Source organism: Candidatus Thioglobus autotrophicus (assembly GCF_001293165.1).
GTDB lineage: Bacteria > Pseudomonadota > Gammaproteobacteria > PS1 > Pseudothioglobaceae > Thioglobus_A > Thioglobus_A autotrophicus.
The window spans coordinates 1,254,315-1,271,916 of the sequence record NZ_CP010552.1 but is presented as its reverse complement, the minus strand read 5'-3'; the positions used below and the strand labels follow the sequence as shown (position 1 = coordinate 1,271,916).

Genomic DNA, 17,602 nt, shown 5'->3' with positions numbered 1-17,602 from the left:
GGATAAGAAAATGAAATCAAAAAAACTAATCACATTACTACTATTTTGTATCACTGCTTTAAACTACCCTGCCCTGGCAAAATTACCAGATTCAAGCAAAATTTTGCAACAGGTAGGTCAAATAATGCAAGATAATAAATTCAAAGAGTCTGAACAAAAGCTCAAAAATATAATTGCAAATTCTCCCAGTAAGCAAGCTTATGTAGAATTAGCCAATTTATATATTGGGCAAAACAAAAACCAGGAGGCAATCGGTTATTATCAAGAGGCGGCGCTATTAGAGCCAACAGATCCAAAGGTCTTTACATCTATGTCTGTTGCCTATCTGCATCTTGGATTTTACGAAGCATCCAAAGCAATGGCACAGCAGGCTTTAGCCCTAAAACCAACACTCGAGCATGCAAGTAAAATTGTTGAATATATTGACAAAAAGCAAGCTGTGTTAGCCAGAGCGGCTAAAGCCGGGAAAACGAATTAAACTAGGCGTGTGCACAACCTTCAGACTCAAAAGAGCGGCAATTTGATCCTGTCACTTTGTCGCAATATTTACACAGCTCATCACCACTTTCAAGATTAATAGTCTTGTTGGCAAGACTGATACCTTCTTCTTTTAATAAAACTAACGCTCTTGAAAAAGACTCGGGCTTTATCCCCAAATAAGAGGCAATCAGGCTTTTTGAATAAGGCAATCTAAATGTGTTGTTAATTTTGCTGTGCGCCAAATACCAGCCCACTTTCTCCTTGGCAGATTTCAATTGCAACACCTCGGCATTAACCATCAATTTCTGCACATTGCCTGCCAAATAAGTAATGATGTTGGTAGAGAATTGATGGCTTTTCTCTGTAAATCTCTCAATTTCATCTTTATTAAAATAAATCAAGGTGGTATTTTTAACGAATTCTGCACAAATGTCATAATGCTTAGAATAATGCATTGGCGACACAATATCTTTTTTATCCACCAGAGCGATGACTATTTCATCACCTCTCTCATCTACTCTGGTAAGTTTGAACAAGCCATCAAATACAATATAACACTTGGCATGCTCTTGCGAATCAAAGGTGACCATCTCCCCTTTGCGATATTGCTTAATTTTAATCGTCTCAAGAAAATCGACCAGATCGTTCGTATCTATATCTTTAAATATAGACGTCTTTTCCAAAAACTTATAGTATTTATTGTGGTAATTTTTTGCAGAAATCATTTCAAACCCCCAGGTATTAAATTAATTTGACAAGCACATTATATGATTCACTGTTTAAATAAAAAACAACCTATGTTAATAATTCTTGATTTTGGTCAAACTTTTTTTATAAGGCGACACATTCTAAAAAACAAACAAGGGTAAAAACTTATAGATTGAGTGCTTAGGATATAATTTAAAAATGAACATTAAACGACCAAATCGAAAAACCCTCATGCAATTTATGATGGTTATTTTAGCCATTTTTATTATCCGCGCCTATCAACAACAAGATTTAACTATTGGCTTAGTACCGAGCTTTAGCTCACAAACGCTAAGTGGCGAAGTCATGAGCTCCAATCCACTACCAGATCAAGGGGTGTTAATTCACTTTTGGGCCACTTGGTGCCCTGTGTGCAATCTAGAAAATGACAACATTCAAGCCATTTCAAAAGACTATAAAGTGCTAAATATTGCTATTCAGTCAGGCAGTGATTTAGAGATTCAAGCACATGCTGAAGAAAACAATATGCAGCTCGACAATATTATTAACGACCAATCCGGCTCGATTGCCAAACTATTTGGCGTTAAAGGCACGCCCAGTAGTTTTTTTGTAAACACCAAAGGCAGAATTCAGTTTGTTGAAGTGGGCTATGTCACTACACTAGGCTATCGTTTAAGGCTATGGTGGGCAGGACTTTAAACAATGATTGGTCTGAGTATTTAGACCCTTTATTTCAACAAGAATCTTTTCAAAGACTTGAAGAATTCTTGCAATATCAAAAAGATAAAAAAATCAGTATTTTTCCACCTGAGGCACAAATTTTTAAAGCGTTTGAGCTCAGTAGCTTTGCCAAAACTCAGGTAGTTATCCTTGGGCAAGACCCTTATCATAACGAACATCAGGCGCACGGACTCAGCTTTTCGGTGCCCGATGGTATAAAAATACCGCCTTCGCTGCTCAACATCTACAAAGAGTTAGAGTTGGATTTGGGCATTACGCCTAATGCTAGTGGCAATTTAGAGCGTTGGGCATCTCAAGGCGTACTACTGCTTAATAGTGCACTCACCGTTGAGAAAAACTCCCCAGGATCACATGCAAAAACCCCTTGGATTGATTTCACCGAAGCCGTGATTCAACAACTCAGCGATCACAAGCAAAACTTGGTGTTTTTGCTTTGGGGTGCGCACGCACAACAAAAATCCGAGCTGATCGATAGCGATAAACACCTAGTATTAGTCGCCTCACATCCGTCACCTTTTTCTGCTTATAAAGGTTTTTTTGGTTGTAAACATTTCTCTAAGACTAATGACTACCTTAAAATAAACCATTTACAACAAATTAATTGGCAACCATGAAGCTTATTATTGACGACGCTTGCTACGCCTATGATGAAATTTTTTCTCAATTTGGGAAAGTTATTACAATGGCTGGACGTGATATTAACGCTAAATCTGTCAAAGATTGCGATGTATTAATCGTGCGTTCGCGCACCCAAGTCAACCAAGCCTTACTCGAAGGCAGCTCGATTAAATTTGTCGGCTCAACCGTAGCAGGGCTTGATCATGTTGATCAGGACTATCTTAAAAACAATGACATTGAGTTTTTCTCCGCCCAAGGCTGTAACTCGATGGCGGTGGCGGAATTTGTTATTAGTACGATTATTAACTTAGCTGAAAAGCACAAATTTAATTATCAACAAAAAACCTTGGGAATAATCGGTGTGGGTAATGTGGGTTCGCGTCTAGCGGCAAAAGCAGATCTTTTAGGCATTAAAACCTTACTGAATGACCCGATTCGTCAGCATAATGAAAATTTGGGAAATTTTGTTGATCTTGACATCGCACTCAGCGCTGATATTGTCACTTTTCATACGCCTTTGACGTTTGACGGGCAATATCCAAGCTATAAACTACTTAATCAGGCTAATTTTCACCATATTAACGAGCAAACCATCCTTTTTAACGCCGCGCGTGGCGGTGTCATCGATGAAAAAATTTGGGAAAAAACGCAAACGCTTGAAAATGTGATCGATTGTTGGGAAAATGAGCCAAATATTAACCAAAACTTACAAAAAACCGCCTATTTAGCCTCACCACACATCGCTGGACACTCTGTTGATGCCAAATTTATGGGAAGTTTTATGGTTTATGAAGCTTTATGTGAATTTTTTGGCGAAAAACAGCAAGAAAACATCAAAAACCTCATAAATCCTGGTGTTTTAATGCTAAAAAGTGATAATTTACTCGATTCTCTTAACGAGATTTACGATTTTAAACAAGACACAATAGCCATTAAAAATATTGAAAATTTTGAAATTTATCGCCGAAATTATCCAATTCGCTACGAATGGCCACATTACCGTAGCAAAACACCTCTGCCAATTGTCTAGCCTTTAAAGCAAGGCTGTTTGGAGTACTTGTCTAGCTCAACTTCCTTATCTTTAAACAGCTCAGTATTGGTGATGTGATGTATTGACACCATTGCAGAATTCTCTTGAGTCATTTTATTAAGCGTTTCGCTTTTACCTGTTCTGCTCATTCCGTGCCATTGCGCCAATAAACGCCCATTATTAATCGACGAGCCGTATTCTCTTTCGGGGGTGTTGATTTCAACAGGCACTTCTCTTACCTGGATATTAGACGTCCAAGTTTGATCAATGTCCATTTCTGCCCAAATTTCATCAGCATGCGCATAATCAAAACCTTCTAAACCTAGCTCTTTCGCTACTAGGCAGATAATCTCCCAATCGGGCTTTGACTCACCCGCTGGTGGTAAAAATGCATTTTGCTCTAAATATCGACGCTCAGAATTTTTCTGATGACCTGTTTGCTCACTCCAGCTACAAGCTGGTAAGACAATGTCTGCGTCTTGCGTGGTTAGAGTTTTTGTAAAATCTGAAACAATTAGTGTTTCAAATTGTCGGTAATTTATCATGCTATGAGCTGGGTTGGTTGCCATTACCCAAAGGGTTTTAATTTGATCTGTAGAGAAAAATTCAGTCGCGGTTAAGTCTTGAGTTTTAATGCCAATTTCACGCCCACCCATGGCGTTACATTGCCCTGTAAGTGACAAAACGCCGCAGCCTGGTTTGTTGATATTACCTGTTTTAATATGAGCATTGATCAACGCGTTGACCTTATCGGTGGCGTCAGTTGATTGGGTTAGCCCTTGAGAATAAACACTTAAAGTTTTTTTATCCTTAAACCAAGACTGATTGACCAAATCATCAATCAATACCATATCTTGGCCTGGCTCAACCTGAATAAACAAATCAGAGCGTTTGGCAGTGGTACTTTTGTACACATCCACGCACACCACAAAAGCCTTAGATTTCTTAATATGATTAAACACAATCGGGTGGCAATCTGCGGTATTACTACCAATAATAAAAACTGTTTCAGCTTGATAAATATCATCATACGACACCGGCACAATATCGCTGCCATAAGCTCGATTGTTAGCAGCCACCGTAGAATACATACATAACCTGGAATTACTCTCTAGATTTTTAATGCCATAAGCATGGGCAAATTTTTTGGCCACATATAAGTCCTCCATCAGCATTTGACCAGAGAGGTACAACGCGATCGAATCTTTTGGGGTGTTTTTAAACGCCTCGCTAATACGCTTAATAGCACTCGACCAACTACCAGTTGATGGCACTAGGAGTCTATCATCGTCGCTACCCACAGTTTCTAACAAGGTTTGGCCTTTAATGCAGAGCATGCCCTGATTAACAGGCGAGTCTTTATCTCCGATTAATTTTAGGCTTGATCCTGTGCGGCTAATTTCAATACCGCAACCAACGCCACAATAAGGACAAGTTGTTTTAAAGCTCATATTTTTTATCTAATAACTAACAATAATAAGAAAAGATTTAACAACATAGAAAGCGCAATAAAAGCTTTATATTTGCTTAATTTAGATTCAGGATTCTTCGGCTTATAAGTCTTTAAAAAATTTGAATTTGGATCTTCTATCAACCATTGTCACTTCACAACCTGGCTTAAAAACAATGTTGTTTTGAGCAAAATAATTATCATCATGAGTTTTAATGTCGTCAAATTCTTTCTCTCCCGCTAAAACCGGTGACAACATAATCCTATTGTATGGCAATACCGTTTCTGCACCAACAATGGTAATGTGATACATTAAGGGATCTATTTTTAATACTTCGTCCACTACTTTCATCGCACTCATTCCTGAGCCAACTATCACTAAATTTTTCATTCTATATCCTTCTATGTGTTAATTAATCACTGGCGTTAAGCCAAAAAAAAGCCGGATATTGTCGTTAGCAAAATGCTTAGACAATATCCGGCTTCAATACCTTGGGACCAACTTCATCTTTAAAATTGGCAAAAAAAAAAACGCTTATTTTAAAACCTATCAAATAGATTTAAAAAATAAACGTCTGTGTTTGTTGCTGTTCCCGTCTTTGGGAATTAACTGATGTCAATTATACCAAATTTTATTCAGAATATTAGAATAAACTAATAAAAAAGGATAAACGATCAAGCGACATACCCCTATAATAAAAATATGAACAAAATTATTGTCCAAAAATCTGACTTTGATCTAACCACTGAAGTAACACTTGCTAGAGCTAATGATAGTGATATTGGCGCCGTGGTTAGCTTTGTTGGTACGGTGCGAGATCTTGAGCATTCAAGCATTCAATCCATGACCTTGGAGCATTATCCAGGTATGACAGAAAAAGCCCTAAACACGATTGCAGAGCAAGCCCAAAAGCGCTGGCCTCTTGGCAACACAACCATTATTCATCGCGTTGGAAAGCTATCCATTAATGATCAGATTGTGTTGGTTGTTACTACCAGCAAACATCGAAAAGCTGCTTTTGAGGCTTGTGAATTTATCATGGATTATTTAAAAACTCAGGCGCCTTTTTGGAAAAAAGAACAGACTAATGAGCAGTCTAAATGGGTTGAGGCTAAAGATAGCGATACCGATCAAATGGATAAATGGGCATTATAAAATCGCCTGAACACCCTCAAATAATAAAAATATTGCAAACCCGCTCAATAGCAAAAACACCAAATATGCAAAATTGTCTTTTAATATTTTTTGACCCACTTTTCCAACCATCACATAAAAGAAGAAGAACACGCTAGAGATGATAAACATTGTTAGTGCATAAATACTGGCATTGGCCATTAAACCCAAACCCAGTTGATTAGCAATCAGTGCGCCAGAAGGAAATAATATCCAAATCTTGGGCGATAACAACATAATCAACATCAAGTTTCCAAAACTCAACTGCAGAGTTGATTCTGCTTGATGAGCTTTAAGCGCCTTTATTGCTAAATAAAAAATATAAGCGCCGCCTAAAAAGTAAAAAATAAAGCCAATTTCTCCAAATAATCTCATCACCGTATCGATAAAAACAACACTTATAAAGGCTTGAGGGGCTTGAACGATGAGATTAACCGCTAAAAAAACACTTAGAAAGAAACCGATAATTTGTCGGCTGCTTTTCTTTGCGGTTGTTACCATCACAGCCAACCACACTGGGCCAGGCGTTATATAAAAAATAAACCAAAAAAATAAAACTTTGTTAAAAACTTCAATATCCATCATCAACTAACGCTTAAGCAAATCTTCAGGTGTATTAAAATTAACAAACAATTCAGGGGAGTCCGAGAAATCTACCTCAATGGCATTATTTTCTTTAAAAAAATGGCCGAGCTTTCTTTGTCCACTTCGCAGGTATTGGTCCAGCTCAGTTTTAATAGAAGTTTCAAGTAATGCAAAAGTTGGATGCAAACAACCTTTCTCACTGGCCACACACAACTTAGCTTGCTTTGTTAGCATTTCATCAGCCAATCTTTCTAATAAGGTTGTATTAATATAAGGTCCATCACACGGAACAACCAGCAAATATCGAGTATCGATGTGACTTAACACAGCAGAAATACCGGCTAACGGACCCTGATAACCAGATAGCTCGTCACTGACCACTTGGCCAAATTTTTGATATAGGTCAAGGTTTCTGTTAGCACTCACCCATATACTACCCACTGATTGACTAACGGCATGCACTACGTAATGGATAAGTGGTTTTTGATTAAATAAAATCAACCCTTTGTCTTTATTACCCATGCGCAAGGCTTGGCCACCAGCAAGGATAACAACACTAACATCGCGTTTACTTATATTTTTCATGTGGTTATGTTATCGGACAATTAATAAGCATATGATACAATTAAACGCATTTTTTATAGACAACAGAGTATTAACCAATGAGTGATCAAAACACTGAATGTGGTTGTGATGAAATACCGCAACCACTTCTATCAACCGATCAAGCGCTAGCCACCCTAACCAATGCAGCCAAGGTTATTAGCACCACTGAGTCGCTAGAACTTGATGAAGCTCTGGGGCGCGTATTAAGCGCTGATATTCAATCTAACATCAACGTACCCGGGTTTGATAACTCTGCAATGGATGGCTATGCTATTCACTTGCAAGAAGAGCAAATAAATAAACCTGGCGCTCTTTCCTTTACTATTACTGGGAGAATTCCTGCAGGCATGACAGGCGCTGAACTACAGCCTGGATGTGCAGCGCGAATATTTACCGGTGCACCTATTCCCCAAGGGGCGAATACTGTCATCATGCAAGAAGAGTGTGAAGTCTCTGAAGAAGGTAATAGTATTGAAACCTGGCGCCCTTTATCATTAAATGAAAACATTCGCCCTATGGGCAATGACATTCAATCAGGCGACACAATTCTAGCAAAAGGCATAACACTTAAAGCTCAAGATATTGCGCTAGCAGCCTCTGTAGGCATTAGTACGTTAGCAGTATTTAAAAAAATTAAGGTGGGTATTTTTTTCACTGGGGATGAGCTTGTCAAGCCTGGGGATGAGCTTCGTCCAGGACAAATCTATGATTCAAACCGATATGCTTTAGTCGCCATGCTGAATAATTTAGGCTGTGACATTATCAACCTTCAACATATCAAAGATACACTAGATGATACTATCAGTGCTCTAAACTCACTCCAAAATCAATGCGACTTAATCATTACCACAGGCGGTGTCTCTGTTGGCGAAGAAGATCACGTTAAGCCTGCAGTAGAACAGCTAGGACAGCTAAATCTTTGGCGTATTAAAATGAAGCCGGGCAAGCCTTTAGCCTTTGGCCAAATTGGCCAATCAGCCTTTATCGGCCTACCAGGAAATCCTGTTTCAGCCATGGTCACTTTCTTATTATTTGCCCGCCCTTTTATTAAAAAAACCCAAGGCTGTGCAAATTATCTAAACACCCATTTTAAAGTCGCTGTTGATTTTGATTGGCATAGACCTAAGCCAAGACGAGAGTTTGTCAGAGTTAAGCTAGATCAATCAACCCTGCCTGCAACTGTAAACCAATACCCCAAACAAGGCTCTGATGTTTTGTCTTCAATGGTATGGGCAGATGGCTTTGCAGAAATTCCTGAAGATACTGTTTTAAAATCAGGCGAGCTGGTTAATTTTTATCCCTTAAATACAATGATGCTATGAGCAAACTAACACACGTTAATCACCAAGGTGAAGCCAATATGGTTGATGTATCAAGCAAAGATAGTACAACACGCAGCGCTAAAGCAATGGCCAAAATTCTAATGAAAAGCGCAACGCTGCAAAAAATTAAAGACAACGACTTTAAAAAAGGCGATGTTTTATCGGTAGCAAGAATTGCAGGCATTATGGCGGCCAAGCAGACGCACCACCTTATTCCAATGTGTCATAGCCTTAATCTTTCAAAGGTTAGCGTGGATTTTGAATTTATTGAAAATGGCGTGCAAATTACCACTTTTGCCAAACTTAATGCCCAAACTGGGGTTGAAATGGAAGCGCTTACAGCAGCCAGTATTGCCGCTTTAACGATTTACGATATGTGCAAAGCAGTAGATCGATTTATGCAAATAACTGATGTGCAATTACTGGAAAAACAAGGTGGAAAATCTGGCCAGTGGAGCAACGACACTCAACACTCTAGACAAACCTCTAAAGACCATGACTAAATTAGTCGATAAGTTTGGTCGCGAGATTAGCTATCTAAGGCTTTCTGTAACTGAACATTGCAACTTTAGATGTTTTTATTGTCGCGATGATGAGCTACTGCCAAACTGTAAACGTGAAGATATCTTAAGCTATGAGGATATTCAAAGAATTGTCAGGCTATTCGCTGAAATGGGCATCTCTAAAGTTCGTCTCACAGGGGGTGAGCCTTTGTTGCGTCGCGGAATCTCCAAAATCGCCAAACTCATTAGTACCATACCAGGTATTACTGATGTACCCTTGTCAACTAACGCCCAACTATTAGAAAAATTTGCCAACAAACTCCATGAAAACGGCGTCAATCGGGCTAATATTTCTATTGATTCTTTAATACCTGAACGATTTAAAGAAATCACCCGCGGTGGCGATGTGACACAAGTGATCAAAGGAATCGATGCTGCGATTGCAGCGGGCATGCATCCAATTAAAATTAATGCAGTAGCTATGCAAGGCGTTAACGATGATGAGATCGAATCTTTGATTGATTTTGCCATCGAAAAAGGCATTGACATTCGCTTTATTGAAGCTATGCCAATCGGTGAAGCTGGGATTGGTATGCAATCGCATCACATGAGTGAAGATGATATTATGGACAGGATTAAGCAACACCTTCCTGGCCAATTAACACCACTGATAGCCAGTAAAACAGATGGTCCTGCGAGTAATTACAAAATTAATAACACCAATACAACTGTTGGCGTTATTAGTGCTGTTTCTAATCATTTCTGCCAAACCTGTAATCGCGTTAGATTAACCGCTAAAGGTGATCTTATTTTGTGCTTAGGGCAAGAGGACAGTATTTCTTTAAAAGATGCGGTACGCTCTAATTTGAGCGATAAGGAAATCAAAACAATGATCATTAATGCGATTAACAAAAAACCTGAGAAACATGTGTTTAATGAATCTATTGATAATATCAGCAATAGACAAATGGTAGAAATTGGGGGGTAAAAATGAAAATTCTATACTTTGCATCTCTTAAAGAAAATCTTAAAATTCCCAGTGAAGAGATTGAAATTAACACTCAGATAAGTGTCAAACAATTAAGAGAGATTCTAGCCAACAAGCATGGTCAACATTATTTTCCTGAAAATATTTTATGTGCCGTTAACCAGGCTATTGCAGCTGATGCTTTAGTGATTCAGCAAACTGACGAAGTTGCTTTCTACCCGCCGGTAACTGGCGGATAAAAAGCGATACACTATTAATAATAAATTAGCAAACTGCATACCTAAGAAAGGTGTTCAGACCTTTCTATAAAAAGGGAGGGAAGCATGCAATTCACTAACTTATTATTAAGCGCTATTCGTCTGCGCTCAACAAGCTGAGTGGGCTAATCTTATCCAGTACTCCAGCCTCGTGGTCGTTTCATACCTGAGACCTTACAAGCCTGTTTCACGTAACCATAAGGAAACATAGTAAATAATTTTGCCTTGGCGCCTTTTTTGTCAATACCAAAATCAATCGCCATTTGCTTGGTTGTATGCCGCACATCAGGTGCCACGCCATGCTCGTCATAATAATGACGCATAAAGTCAAATACCACCCAATACTCTTCGCTTAAATTTAGTTGCTCTGAGCCAGCCAATTCAAGTGCGACATCATGACTCCAATCTTCTGGATAGATCAAATACCCTTCTGGATCTAGCTCTATTTTTTTATTATCTACTTCTATAGTCACCATACATTACCTCTAATCAAGCAAATTTTATAGATGGGTCTTAATCCGTTTTGTTCTAACAATTTGATAAGGGCGCATTAAATAAGCTAATGGCACTGACCAAACGTGCACCAAACGTGTGAACGGAAATACTAAAAATAACGTCATGCCAAATAACATATGCAACTTATAAGTATACGAAACGCCTGTTAACAAAGTTGGATCAACACTTAATGTGGCAATACTCTTTACATATTCAGCCAACACCAGCATAGTTGATACGTCTCCCGACTCAGCATGATGTAGTGAACCAAAAATCGTATTAAGACCTAATGTTGCAGTGACCAGTAGCCAAAAAATCACAAAATTATCTCTAAAACGACTCACCGCTTTCACGCGCTCGTTTGTCATGCGACGATAAAAAAGAAGGGCAGCACCAATAGCCGCCATACCACCAAACACCATGCCTGCATAAATAGCAATGTACTGATGTTGAACGTCGGTTGCCACTAACTGCCACCAACTATGCGGCAACAACATGCCTGCCGCATGTCCAAAGAAAATACCCAAAATACCAACATGAAATAAATTGCTGGCCATAACCATGCCTTTATTACCAAGTAGCTGAGACGAATCTGCTTTCCAAGTGTACTGTTCTCGATCAAATCGAATCCAGCTTCCTAGAATAAAAACTACGCCAGCGATATAGGGATAAACCCCAAATAAAAAGTTATCTAAACTCATATCATCTCTCCTTATGCTGCTTCAGCTAAATAGCTGCGCTTCTCAACAATTCTAATCAACTTAGAATAAGGACTTTGAGCCTCTTCCAAATTGTCCGCTATCACCTTAATGACTTTCTTGGCATCACCTAAGAATATGCGTGATTCCATTTCGCTTAACGTTGATACATATTCTAAAATCAAAGGTAGAAAATCAGGAATTTCTCCATCATTTACCTCAAAACCTTCGCCTTTATAATGCTCAGATAAATCAATCAAGGCAGGGCCACGATTATTATCATCACCAAAAATATGGTGTGTGATATGTAGATCGTGCTCTGGCACCATGTCAAATGTTTCGACATAGGTTTGCTGCAGGCCTGTTTCTGTATGTACCCCCATCCAAGAGATAAATTCCATGACAGCCTCTTTCTCGCTATCATCAATTTCTGATGAATCTTTCACAAATTCAATCACCGAATCCAAATTTTCCATCAACTCTTTATTTGGATAATCAATAAGTTTTGATATAACTTTAAATATTTGCATGTTAACTCTCCTTACTTTTATGCCTAGGCATATTTTCTACTGGAATAAATGACTTTTTACGGGTTGATGGGAATAAGCTAAACCCAGATCCACCATCTGGACCATGAGAACTAGTATTACCACCAGAAAAACCATTTTGACCCTGGAAACCGTACGGGTCTTCATGACGCATCTCTTCGTGTGAAGTTGGAATAACAAAACGATCTTCATAGTTTGCAATACCTAACATCTGATACATCTCTTCTGCCTGTTCAACACTCAAACCTGCATCTGCCAATACCTCTTTACCATCCGTTCCATCAACTGATTTAAAGCGTTGATGAGCTCTCATAGCGAGTAGCTTACTAATCGAGTTGATAATTGGCTTCTCATCGCCTGCAGTAAACATATTAGCTAAATACTTCGCAGGAAAACGTACAGAATCAACTGTTGGAATAACGCCATTTGATGTTTGAATCGTACCCTTATCAATCTGAGATTGAACCGGAGATAAAGGCGGAACATACCACATCATTGGCAAAGTTCTGTACTCAGGGTGAATTGGGAAAGCAATCTTCCAGTCCATGACCATTTTATAAACTGGAGAGTTTTGAGCAGCATCAATCCATGATTGTGGTACACCGTCCTCCAAAGCTTGTTTGATTACTTCTGGATCATTTGGATCCATAAATACATCTAAATGCTCTTGGTATAGGTCTGTTTCATTAGGTGTTGCAGCAGTATCACCAATTTTATCCGCATCGTACAACATAACGCCCACATAACGAATACGTCCTACACATGATTCTGCACACGCCATTGGCAAGCCAGACTCAATGCGTGGATAACAACCAATACATTTTTCAGATTTTCCTGATTCCCAATTGTAATAAACCTTCTTATAAGGGCAGCCAGTAACACACATTCTCCAACCGCGACATTTGTCTTGATCAACTAAAACAATACCATCTTCTTCACGCTTATAGATTGCACCCGATGGACAAGACGCAGCACAAGCTGGATTAAGACAATGGTTGCAAAGACGTGGAAGATACATATGGAATGTATTCTCAAAGTCCTTGTACATCTCTTTTTCAATATCTTTGAAATTGACATCTTTAGAACGCTTTTCAAACTCACCTGCAAGATCATCTTCCCAGTTAGGACCCCATTCAATCTTGTCCATATCCTTACCTGTAATTTGCGAGACAGGGCGCGCTGTTGGTGCCGCTTCAAGTAGCGGTGATGACTGCAACTTATGATATTTAAAATCATAAGGCTCATAGTAATCATCAATTTCCGGCATATCAGGATTGGCAAAGATATTGGCCAGTTTACTCATACGTCCGCCTGCCTTAAGTTCTAACTTGCCTTTGGCAAGCTCCCAGCCACCTTTCCATTTACCTTGATCTTCCCAATTTTTAGGAAAGCCAATACCCGGCTTAGATTCAACATTATTAAACCAAGCGTATTCAACACCCTTACGGTTAGTCCAAATATTTTTACAAGTAACTGAACAAGTATGACAACCAATACATTTGTCTAGGTTCAGTACCATTGAAATTTGTGCTCTTATTTTCATCTCTTATTCTCCTAGATGGTTTAATTGTTGATGCCTGGAGGATTCTTCTGAGCCTCTCTTTCTGGCGTCAACGGCTCTTCTAACCAATCAACATCTTGATCTTCAATCTTATGAACAATAACGTATTCATCGCGATTTGATCCCACTGTGCCGTAGTAGTTAAATGAGTAAGATAGTTGCGCATAGCCACCAATCATATGAGTTGGCTTAGGCACCGTTCTTGTTACTGCATTCAAAATACCACCACGTTTTCCTGTAGTTGGAGACCCTGGAACGTTAACAATCTTTTCTTGAGCGTGATACATCATCGCCATACCATTTGGTACTCTTTGTGAAACAACTACTCTTGCAGTTGTTGCGCCGTTATCGTTAACCGCTTCCACCCAATCGTTATCCTCAAGACCAACTGACTTAGCATCTTCTTCAGAAATCCAGAAGTATGGACCGCCACGGAAAAGCGTCAACATTCTTAAGTTATCTTGATAGGTTGAATGAATACCCCATTTTGAGTGTGGTGTAATCCAGTTCAACACTAAGTGAGGTTTATTTTTAACATTCTTAGGAATGTTGTTATGCGTCTTCATGTCGATTGCTGGCTTATAAGCACAGAAACCTTCACCAAAGTCTAGCATCCATTCATGATCTTGATAGAATTGTGCACGACCTGTTAATGTTCTCAAAGGAATTTTCTCATGAAGATTGGTGTAACAAGCATTGTAACTCACCTCTTCAGATTCGATACCAGACCAAGTTGGTGCGGTAATAATCTTACGTGGTTGAGATACAATATCTCTGTAAGTAATCTTCTCATCTTGACGGCCTTTATAAAGGTGTGAATGATCAATACCTGTTTTCTTAGATTGACCAGACCACGATTTATGCGCCACTTCACCATTAGTTTCAGGTGCCATACGCATTACCGCATCACACACATGAATATCTTCAGCGAGTGACGGCATGCCTTTAGAAACACCCTCTTCTTTAATAACACCATTCAATACTGCAAGTTCATCAACTTCATGATCGGTATTCCAATCAATACCCTTGATGTTATTACCAATAGTCTTCATTAGAGGACCTAGAGCAATATATTTAGCATATGTACTTGGATAGTCTCTTTCAACGACTTTAAAAATTGGCGCCGTCTTACCTGGAATTAAATCACACTCACCTTTCTTCCAATCTTTTACCTCACCGAAAGGTTGAGCCATAGCCATTGGTGTATCGTGTTGCATTGGTAGAGATACCACATCTTTTTGTACACCTAAATGCTTCTCTGATAATTCTGAGAATTTTTTAGCAATGGTTTTAAAGATTTGCCAATCAGACTTAGACTCCCAAGCTGGATCAACTGCCTTACCCAATGGATGGATAAATGGATGCATATCTGTCGTATTAAGATCGGCTTTTTCATACCAAGTTGCTGTTGGTAAGACAATATCAGAATAAGCACCTGTTGAATTCAATCGGAAGTTAATATCGACCATTAAGTCCAACTTACCGACTGGTGCTTTTTCATGCCACTTAATTTCTTTACAAGCTTCACCTTCTGTGCCTTCAGCAAGTACACCATTTTGTGAACCTAGTAAATGTTTAAGGAAGTACTCATGACCTTTAGATGAGCTACCAATTAAGTTAGCTCGCCATACGAATAAGTTACGAGGGAAGTTTTCCTCTGCATCGATATCTTCATAAGCAAAATTCAAATCACCACTTTTAAGCTTATTAGCAACATAATCTGATACTGCCGCTTCATCGGTTGCACCCGCCGCTTCAGCCTCTTTAGCAAGTTCTAACGGGTTTTGATCAAATTGTGGTATCGAAGGTGTCCAACCCATACGTTGCGCTGCAACGTTATAGTCGGCTAATTGATTACCCTTGTATTTAGCTTTAGCAGTTGATGCTAATAATTCGTCCGCTTCAACACGCTCATAACGCCACTGATCTGTATGGAAATACCAGTAAGTTGTTGAGGCCATGTGACGTGGCGGTCTATTCCAATCCAAACCAAATGCAATTGGCGCCCAACCTGCTTGAGGACGTAATTTCTCTTGCCCCACATAGTGAGCCCAACCACCACCTGATTGGCCAACACAGCCACACATATGCAGTAGATTCATAATGCCGCGGTAATTCATGTCATTGTGGTACCAGTGATTAATCGCCGCACCTAAAATAACCATTGACTTGCCTCGAGTTTTCGAAGCATTATCAGCAAATTCACGACCTGTTCTTTCTAAGTCAGCAGCTGGAACGCCTGTAATTTTGGCAGCCCATGCTGGTGTGTAAGGAACACTTTCATCATCGTATGAAGTAGCTAAGTTATCACCCAAGCCACGATCAATACCGTATTGTGCAATTTGTAAATCACAAACTGATGTAACCATTACTTCTTTACCATCAGTAAGTGTTAATTTACGCACTGGAATCTTACGAACTAATGTATCACCCTCTTCTGGGTTAAAGTGTGGGAAAGTTACATCGATAACTGCATCAGAATTATCAATACAACTAAGCTCTTGTTCAATATCTTTACCATTAGCCTGCTCTAAAATATTCCATTTACCCTCTTCACCCCAACGATAACCAATTGATCCGTTTGGAGAAACAAAGGTATTTGATTTGGAATCGAAAACAACTGTCTTCCATTCAGGGTTGTTATCTTCACCCATATTCTTGTCAAAGTCCGAAGCACGAAGGAAACGACCCGTAACCAATTTTCCGTTAACCTCTTCTAGGATAACCTGCATTGGGAAGTCAGTAAAACTACGCGCATATTCAGCAAAATACGGATCTTGCTTATCAACGTGGAATTCTTTTAATGCAACATGACCCATGGCCATAAATGCAGCTGCATCTGTACCTTGCTTAACTGGCATCCAAAGATCAGCAAACTTCACATATTCTGCATAATCAGGTGCCATTGAAACAATTTTGGTACCGTTATAACGCGACTCTGTCATAAAGTGTGCGTCTGGTGTACGTGTCATTGGTAGGTTTGCACCACAAATAATAATATATTTAGAGTTGTACCAATCAGCTGACTCAGGTACGTCAGTCTGCTCGCCCCATACTTGTGGAGAAGCTGGTGGCAAGTCACAGTACCAATCATAGAACGAGCCCACACCTGCGCCAATCATAGATAAGTATCTAGATCCAGCAGCGTATGAAATCATACTCATAGCAGGAATTGGAGAAAAACCATAAATACGGTCAGGGCCATATTTTTTAATCGTGTAGACATTTGCAGCAGCTGTCATTTCAACCACTTCATCCCAGTTTCCACGAACGAACCCGCCTAGACCACGAACACTAACATAAGAATCGCGCTTAGCTTTATCAGCTTGAATCGCTTCCCAAGATTCTACTGGATCTTTTCCGGTAGCGCGTTCAGCGCGGTATAAATCAAGTAGACGACCACGAACCAATGGATATTTTATACGGTGTGGAGAGTATAAGTACCAAGAGAATGAGGCGCCACGTTGACAACCGCGAGGCTCGTGATTTGGAAGATCTTCACGAGTACGTGGATAATCCGTTTGTTGCATTTCATATGATACAAGGCCATTTTTTACAAAAATCTGCCATGAACAACCACCCGTACAATTCACACCATGTGTTGATCGAACCACCTTATCATGACGCCAGCGATTACGATAGGTGTCTTCCCATGCTCGATCCTCACCAGTAACAATACCATGTCCTTTAGAAAAGGTTGATTTTTTACGACTAAGATATTTAAGTCTGTCTAAAAAATGACTCATATTTTTCTCCTGTTTATCTCTTTTTTTTATTAATTAAAAGCCCTGCTGTAAAGATAAATTTTGCTCACACTTACTAAATAAACCTTGATGTG

The 17,602-nt window shown here is 39.3% G+C and carries 19 protein-coding genes; 9 read left to right on the top strand and 10 right to left on the bottom strand.

The genetic code is table 11. The annotated features are described in order from the left end of the window. Positions 1-10: 10 nt before the first annotated feature. Entirely contained in the window at positions 11-478 is a 468-nt protein-coding gene (locus tag SP60_RS06880) for a tetratricopeptide repeat protein (protein WP_158403352.1), read from the top strand. Between the two features lies 1 nt (position 479). Here SP60_RS06880 and SP60_RS06875 read toward each other — a convergent pair whose 3' ends face one another. After that, positions 480-1,205 carry a Crp/Fnr family transcriptional regulator gene (locus SP60_RS06875; protein WP_053951922.1) on the bottom strand — a complete coding sequence of 242 codons (726 nt, stop codon included), beginning with the start codon at positions 1,203-1,205 and terminating at the stop codon, positions 480-482. A gap of 181 nt (positions 1,206-1,386) precedes the next feature. Here SP60_RS06875 and SP60_RS06870 point away from each other — a divergent pair, with 181 nt between their 5' ends. Genes SP60_RS06870 through SP60_RS06860 form a run of 3 tightly spaced genes read left to right on the top strand, consistent with a single transcriptional unit; the run spans position 1,387 to position 3,577 of the window. Beyond that, positions 1,387-1,887, top strand: a complete 501-nt coding sequence (locus SP60_RS06870; protein WP_053951921.1) for a redoxin domain-containing protein — start codon at positions 1,387-1,389, stop codon at positions 1,885-1,887. Then, complete coding sequence (gene ung / locus SP60_RS06865; protein WP_053951920.1) at positions 1,869-2,543, top strand: uracil-DNA glycosylase; 675 nt, start codon at positions 1,869-1,871, stop codon at positions 2,541-2,543. Before SP60_RS06870 ends, ung begins: the two co-directional genes overlap by 19 nt. Continuing rightward, positions 2,540-3,577 carry a 4-phosphoerythronate dehydrogenase gene (locus SP60_RS06860; protein ID WP_053951919.1) on the top strand — a complete coding sequence of 346 codons (1,038 nt, stop codon included), beginning with the start codon at positions 2,540-2,542 and terminating at the stop codon, positions 3,575-3,577. Before ung ends, SP60_RS06860 begins: the two co-directional genes overlap by 4 nt. Here the strand turns inward: SP60_RS06860 and SP60_RS06855 are convergent. Then, positions 3,574-5,028: a molybdopterin oxidoreductase family protein gene (locus tag SP60_RS06855; RefSeq protein WP_053951918.1), complete on the bottom strand. Its 1,455-nt coding sequence runs from the start codon at positions 5,026-5,028 to the stop codon at positions 3,574-3,576. The genes SP60_RS06860 and SP60_RS06855 overlap by 4 nt on opposite strands. A 102-nt stretch (positions 5,029-5,130) precedes the next feature. Further along, the gene (locus tag SP60_RS06850) at positions 5,131-5,418 is read right to left on the bottom strand and encodes an FAD-dependent oxidoreductase (RefSeq protein WP_053951917.1); all 288 of its coding nucleotides are present in this window, start codon (positions 5,416-5,418) and stop codon (positions 5,131-5,133) included. Positions 5,419-5,730: 312 nt separating this feature from the next. Between SP60_RS06850 and moaE the strand changes: the two genes are divergently transcribed. Then, positions 5,731-6,183: a molybdopterin synthase catalytic subunit MoaE gene (moaE, locus tag SP60_RS06845; protein ID WP_053951916.1), complete on the top strand. Its 453-nt coding sequence runs from the start codon at positions 5,731-5,733 to the stop codon at positions 6,181-6,183. Here moaE and SP60_RS06840 read toward each other — a convergent pair. After that, positions 6,178-6,786 carry a hypothetical protein gene (locus SP60_RS06840; protein WP_053951915.1) on the bottom strand — a complete coding sequence of 203 codons (609 nt, stop codon included), beginning with the start codon at positions 6,784-6,786 and terminating at the stop codon, positions 6,178-6,180. The genes moaE and SP60_RS06840 overlap by 6 nt on opposite strands. 3 nt (positions 6,787-6,789) lie before the next feature. After that, a complete protein-coding gene (gene mobA / locus SP60_RS06835; RefSeq protein ID WP_053951914.1) occupies positions 6,790-7,371 on the bottom strand; it encodes a molybdenum cofactor guanylyltransferase MobA in 582 nt (193 codons plus the stop codon). 77 nt (positions 7,372-7,448) lie between these two features. On the opposite strand from mobA, the gene SP60_RS06830 reads away from it, so the two are divergent. The 4 genes from SP60_RS06830 to moaD are packed head-to-tail and all read left to right on the top strand — an operon-like array spanning position 7,449 to position 10,444. After that, positions 7,449-8,714, top strand: coding sequence for a molybdopterin molybdotransferase MoeA (locus SP60_RS06830; RefSeq protein WP_053951913.1), 1,266 nt, complete (start codon positions 7,449-7,451; stop codon positions 8,712-8,714). Beyond that, positions 8,711-9,217, top strand: coding sequence for a cyclic pyranopterin monophosphate synthase MoaC (gene moaC, locus SP60_RS06825; protein ID WP_053951912.1), 507 nt, complete (start codon positions 8,711-8,713; stop codon positions 9,215-9,217). The genes SP60_RS06830 and moaC overlap by 4 nt, the downstream gene beginning before the upstream one ends. Then, the gene (gene moaA, locus SP60_RS06820; protein ID WP_053951911.1) at positions 9,210-10,205 is read left to right on the top strand and encodes a GTP 3',8-cyclase MoaA; all 996 of its coding nucleotides are present in this window, start codon (positions 9,210-9,212) and stop codon (positions 10,203-10,205) included. Before moaC ends, moaA begins: the two co-directional genes overlap by 8 nt. A gap of 2 nt (positions 10,206-10,207) precedes the next feature. Then, positions 10,208-10,444 (top strand): molybdopterin converting factor subunit 1, encoded by a 237-nt coding sequence (moaD, locus tag SP60_RS06815; protein WP_053951910.1) that lies wholly within the window; start codon positions 10,208-10,210, stop codon positions 10,442-10,444. Positions 10,445-10,593: 149 nt separating this feature from the next. Here the strand turns inward: moaD and SP60_RS06810 are convergent, their stop codons facing one another. The 5 genes from SP60_RS06810 to SP60_RS06790 are packed head-to-tail and all read right to left on the bottom strand — an operon-like array spanning position 10,594 to position 17,510. After that, a complete protein-coding gene (locus tag SP60_RS06810) occupies positions 10,594-10,938 on the bottom strand; it encodes a TusE/DsrC/DsvC family sulfur relay protein (RefSeq protein ID WP_053951909.1) in 345 nt (114 codons plus the stop codon). Between the two features lie 24 nt (positions 10,939-10,962). Next, entirely contained in the window at positions 10,963-11,658 is a 696-nt protein-coding gene (narI, locus tag SP60_RS06805; RefSeq protein ID WP_053951908.1) for a respiratory nitrate reductase subunit gamma, read from the bottom strand. Between the two features lie 11 nt (positions 11,659-11,669). Next, positions 11,670-12,185 carry a nitrate reductase molybdenum cofactor assembly chaperone gene (gene narJ / locus SP60_RS06800; RefSeq protein WP_053951907.1) on the bottom strand — a complete coding sequence of 172 codons (516 nt, stop codon included), beginning with the start codon at positions 12,183-12,185 and terminating at the stop codon, positions 11,670-11,672. Position 12,186: 1 nt separating this feature from the next. Continuing rightward, positions 12,187-13,746, bottom strand: a complete 1,560-nt coding sequence (narH, locus tag SP60_RS06795) for a nitrate reductase subunit beta (protein ID WP_053951906.1) — start codon at positions 13,744-13,746, stop codon at positions 12,187-12,189. A 20-nt stretch (positions 13,747-13,766) separates the two neighbouring features. Further along, positions 13,767-17,510, bottom strand: coding sequence for a nitrate reductase subunit alpha (locus tag SP60_RS06790; protein ID WP_053951905.1), 3,744 nt, complete (start codon positions 17,508-17,510; stop codon positions 13,767-13,769). Positions 17,511-17,602: the final 92 nt, after the last annotated feature.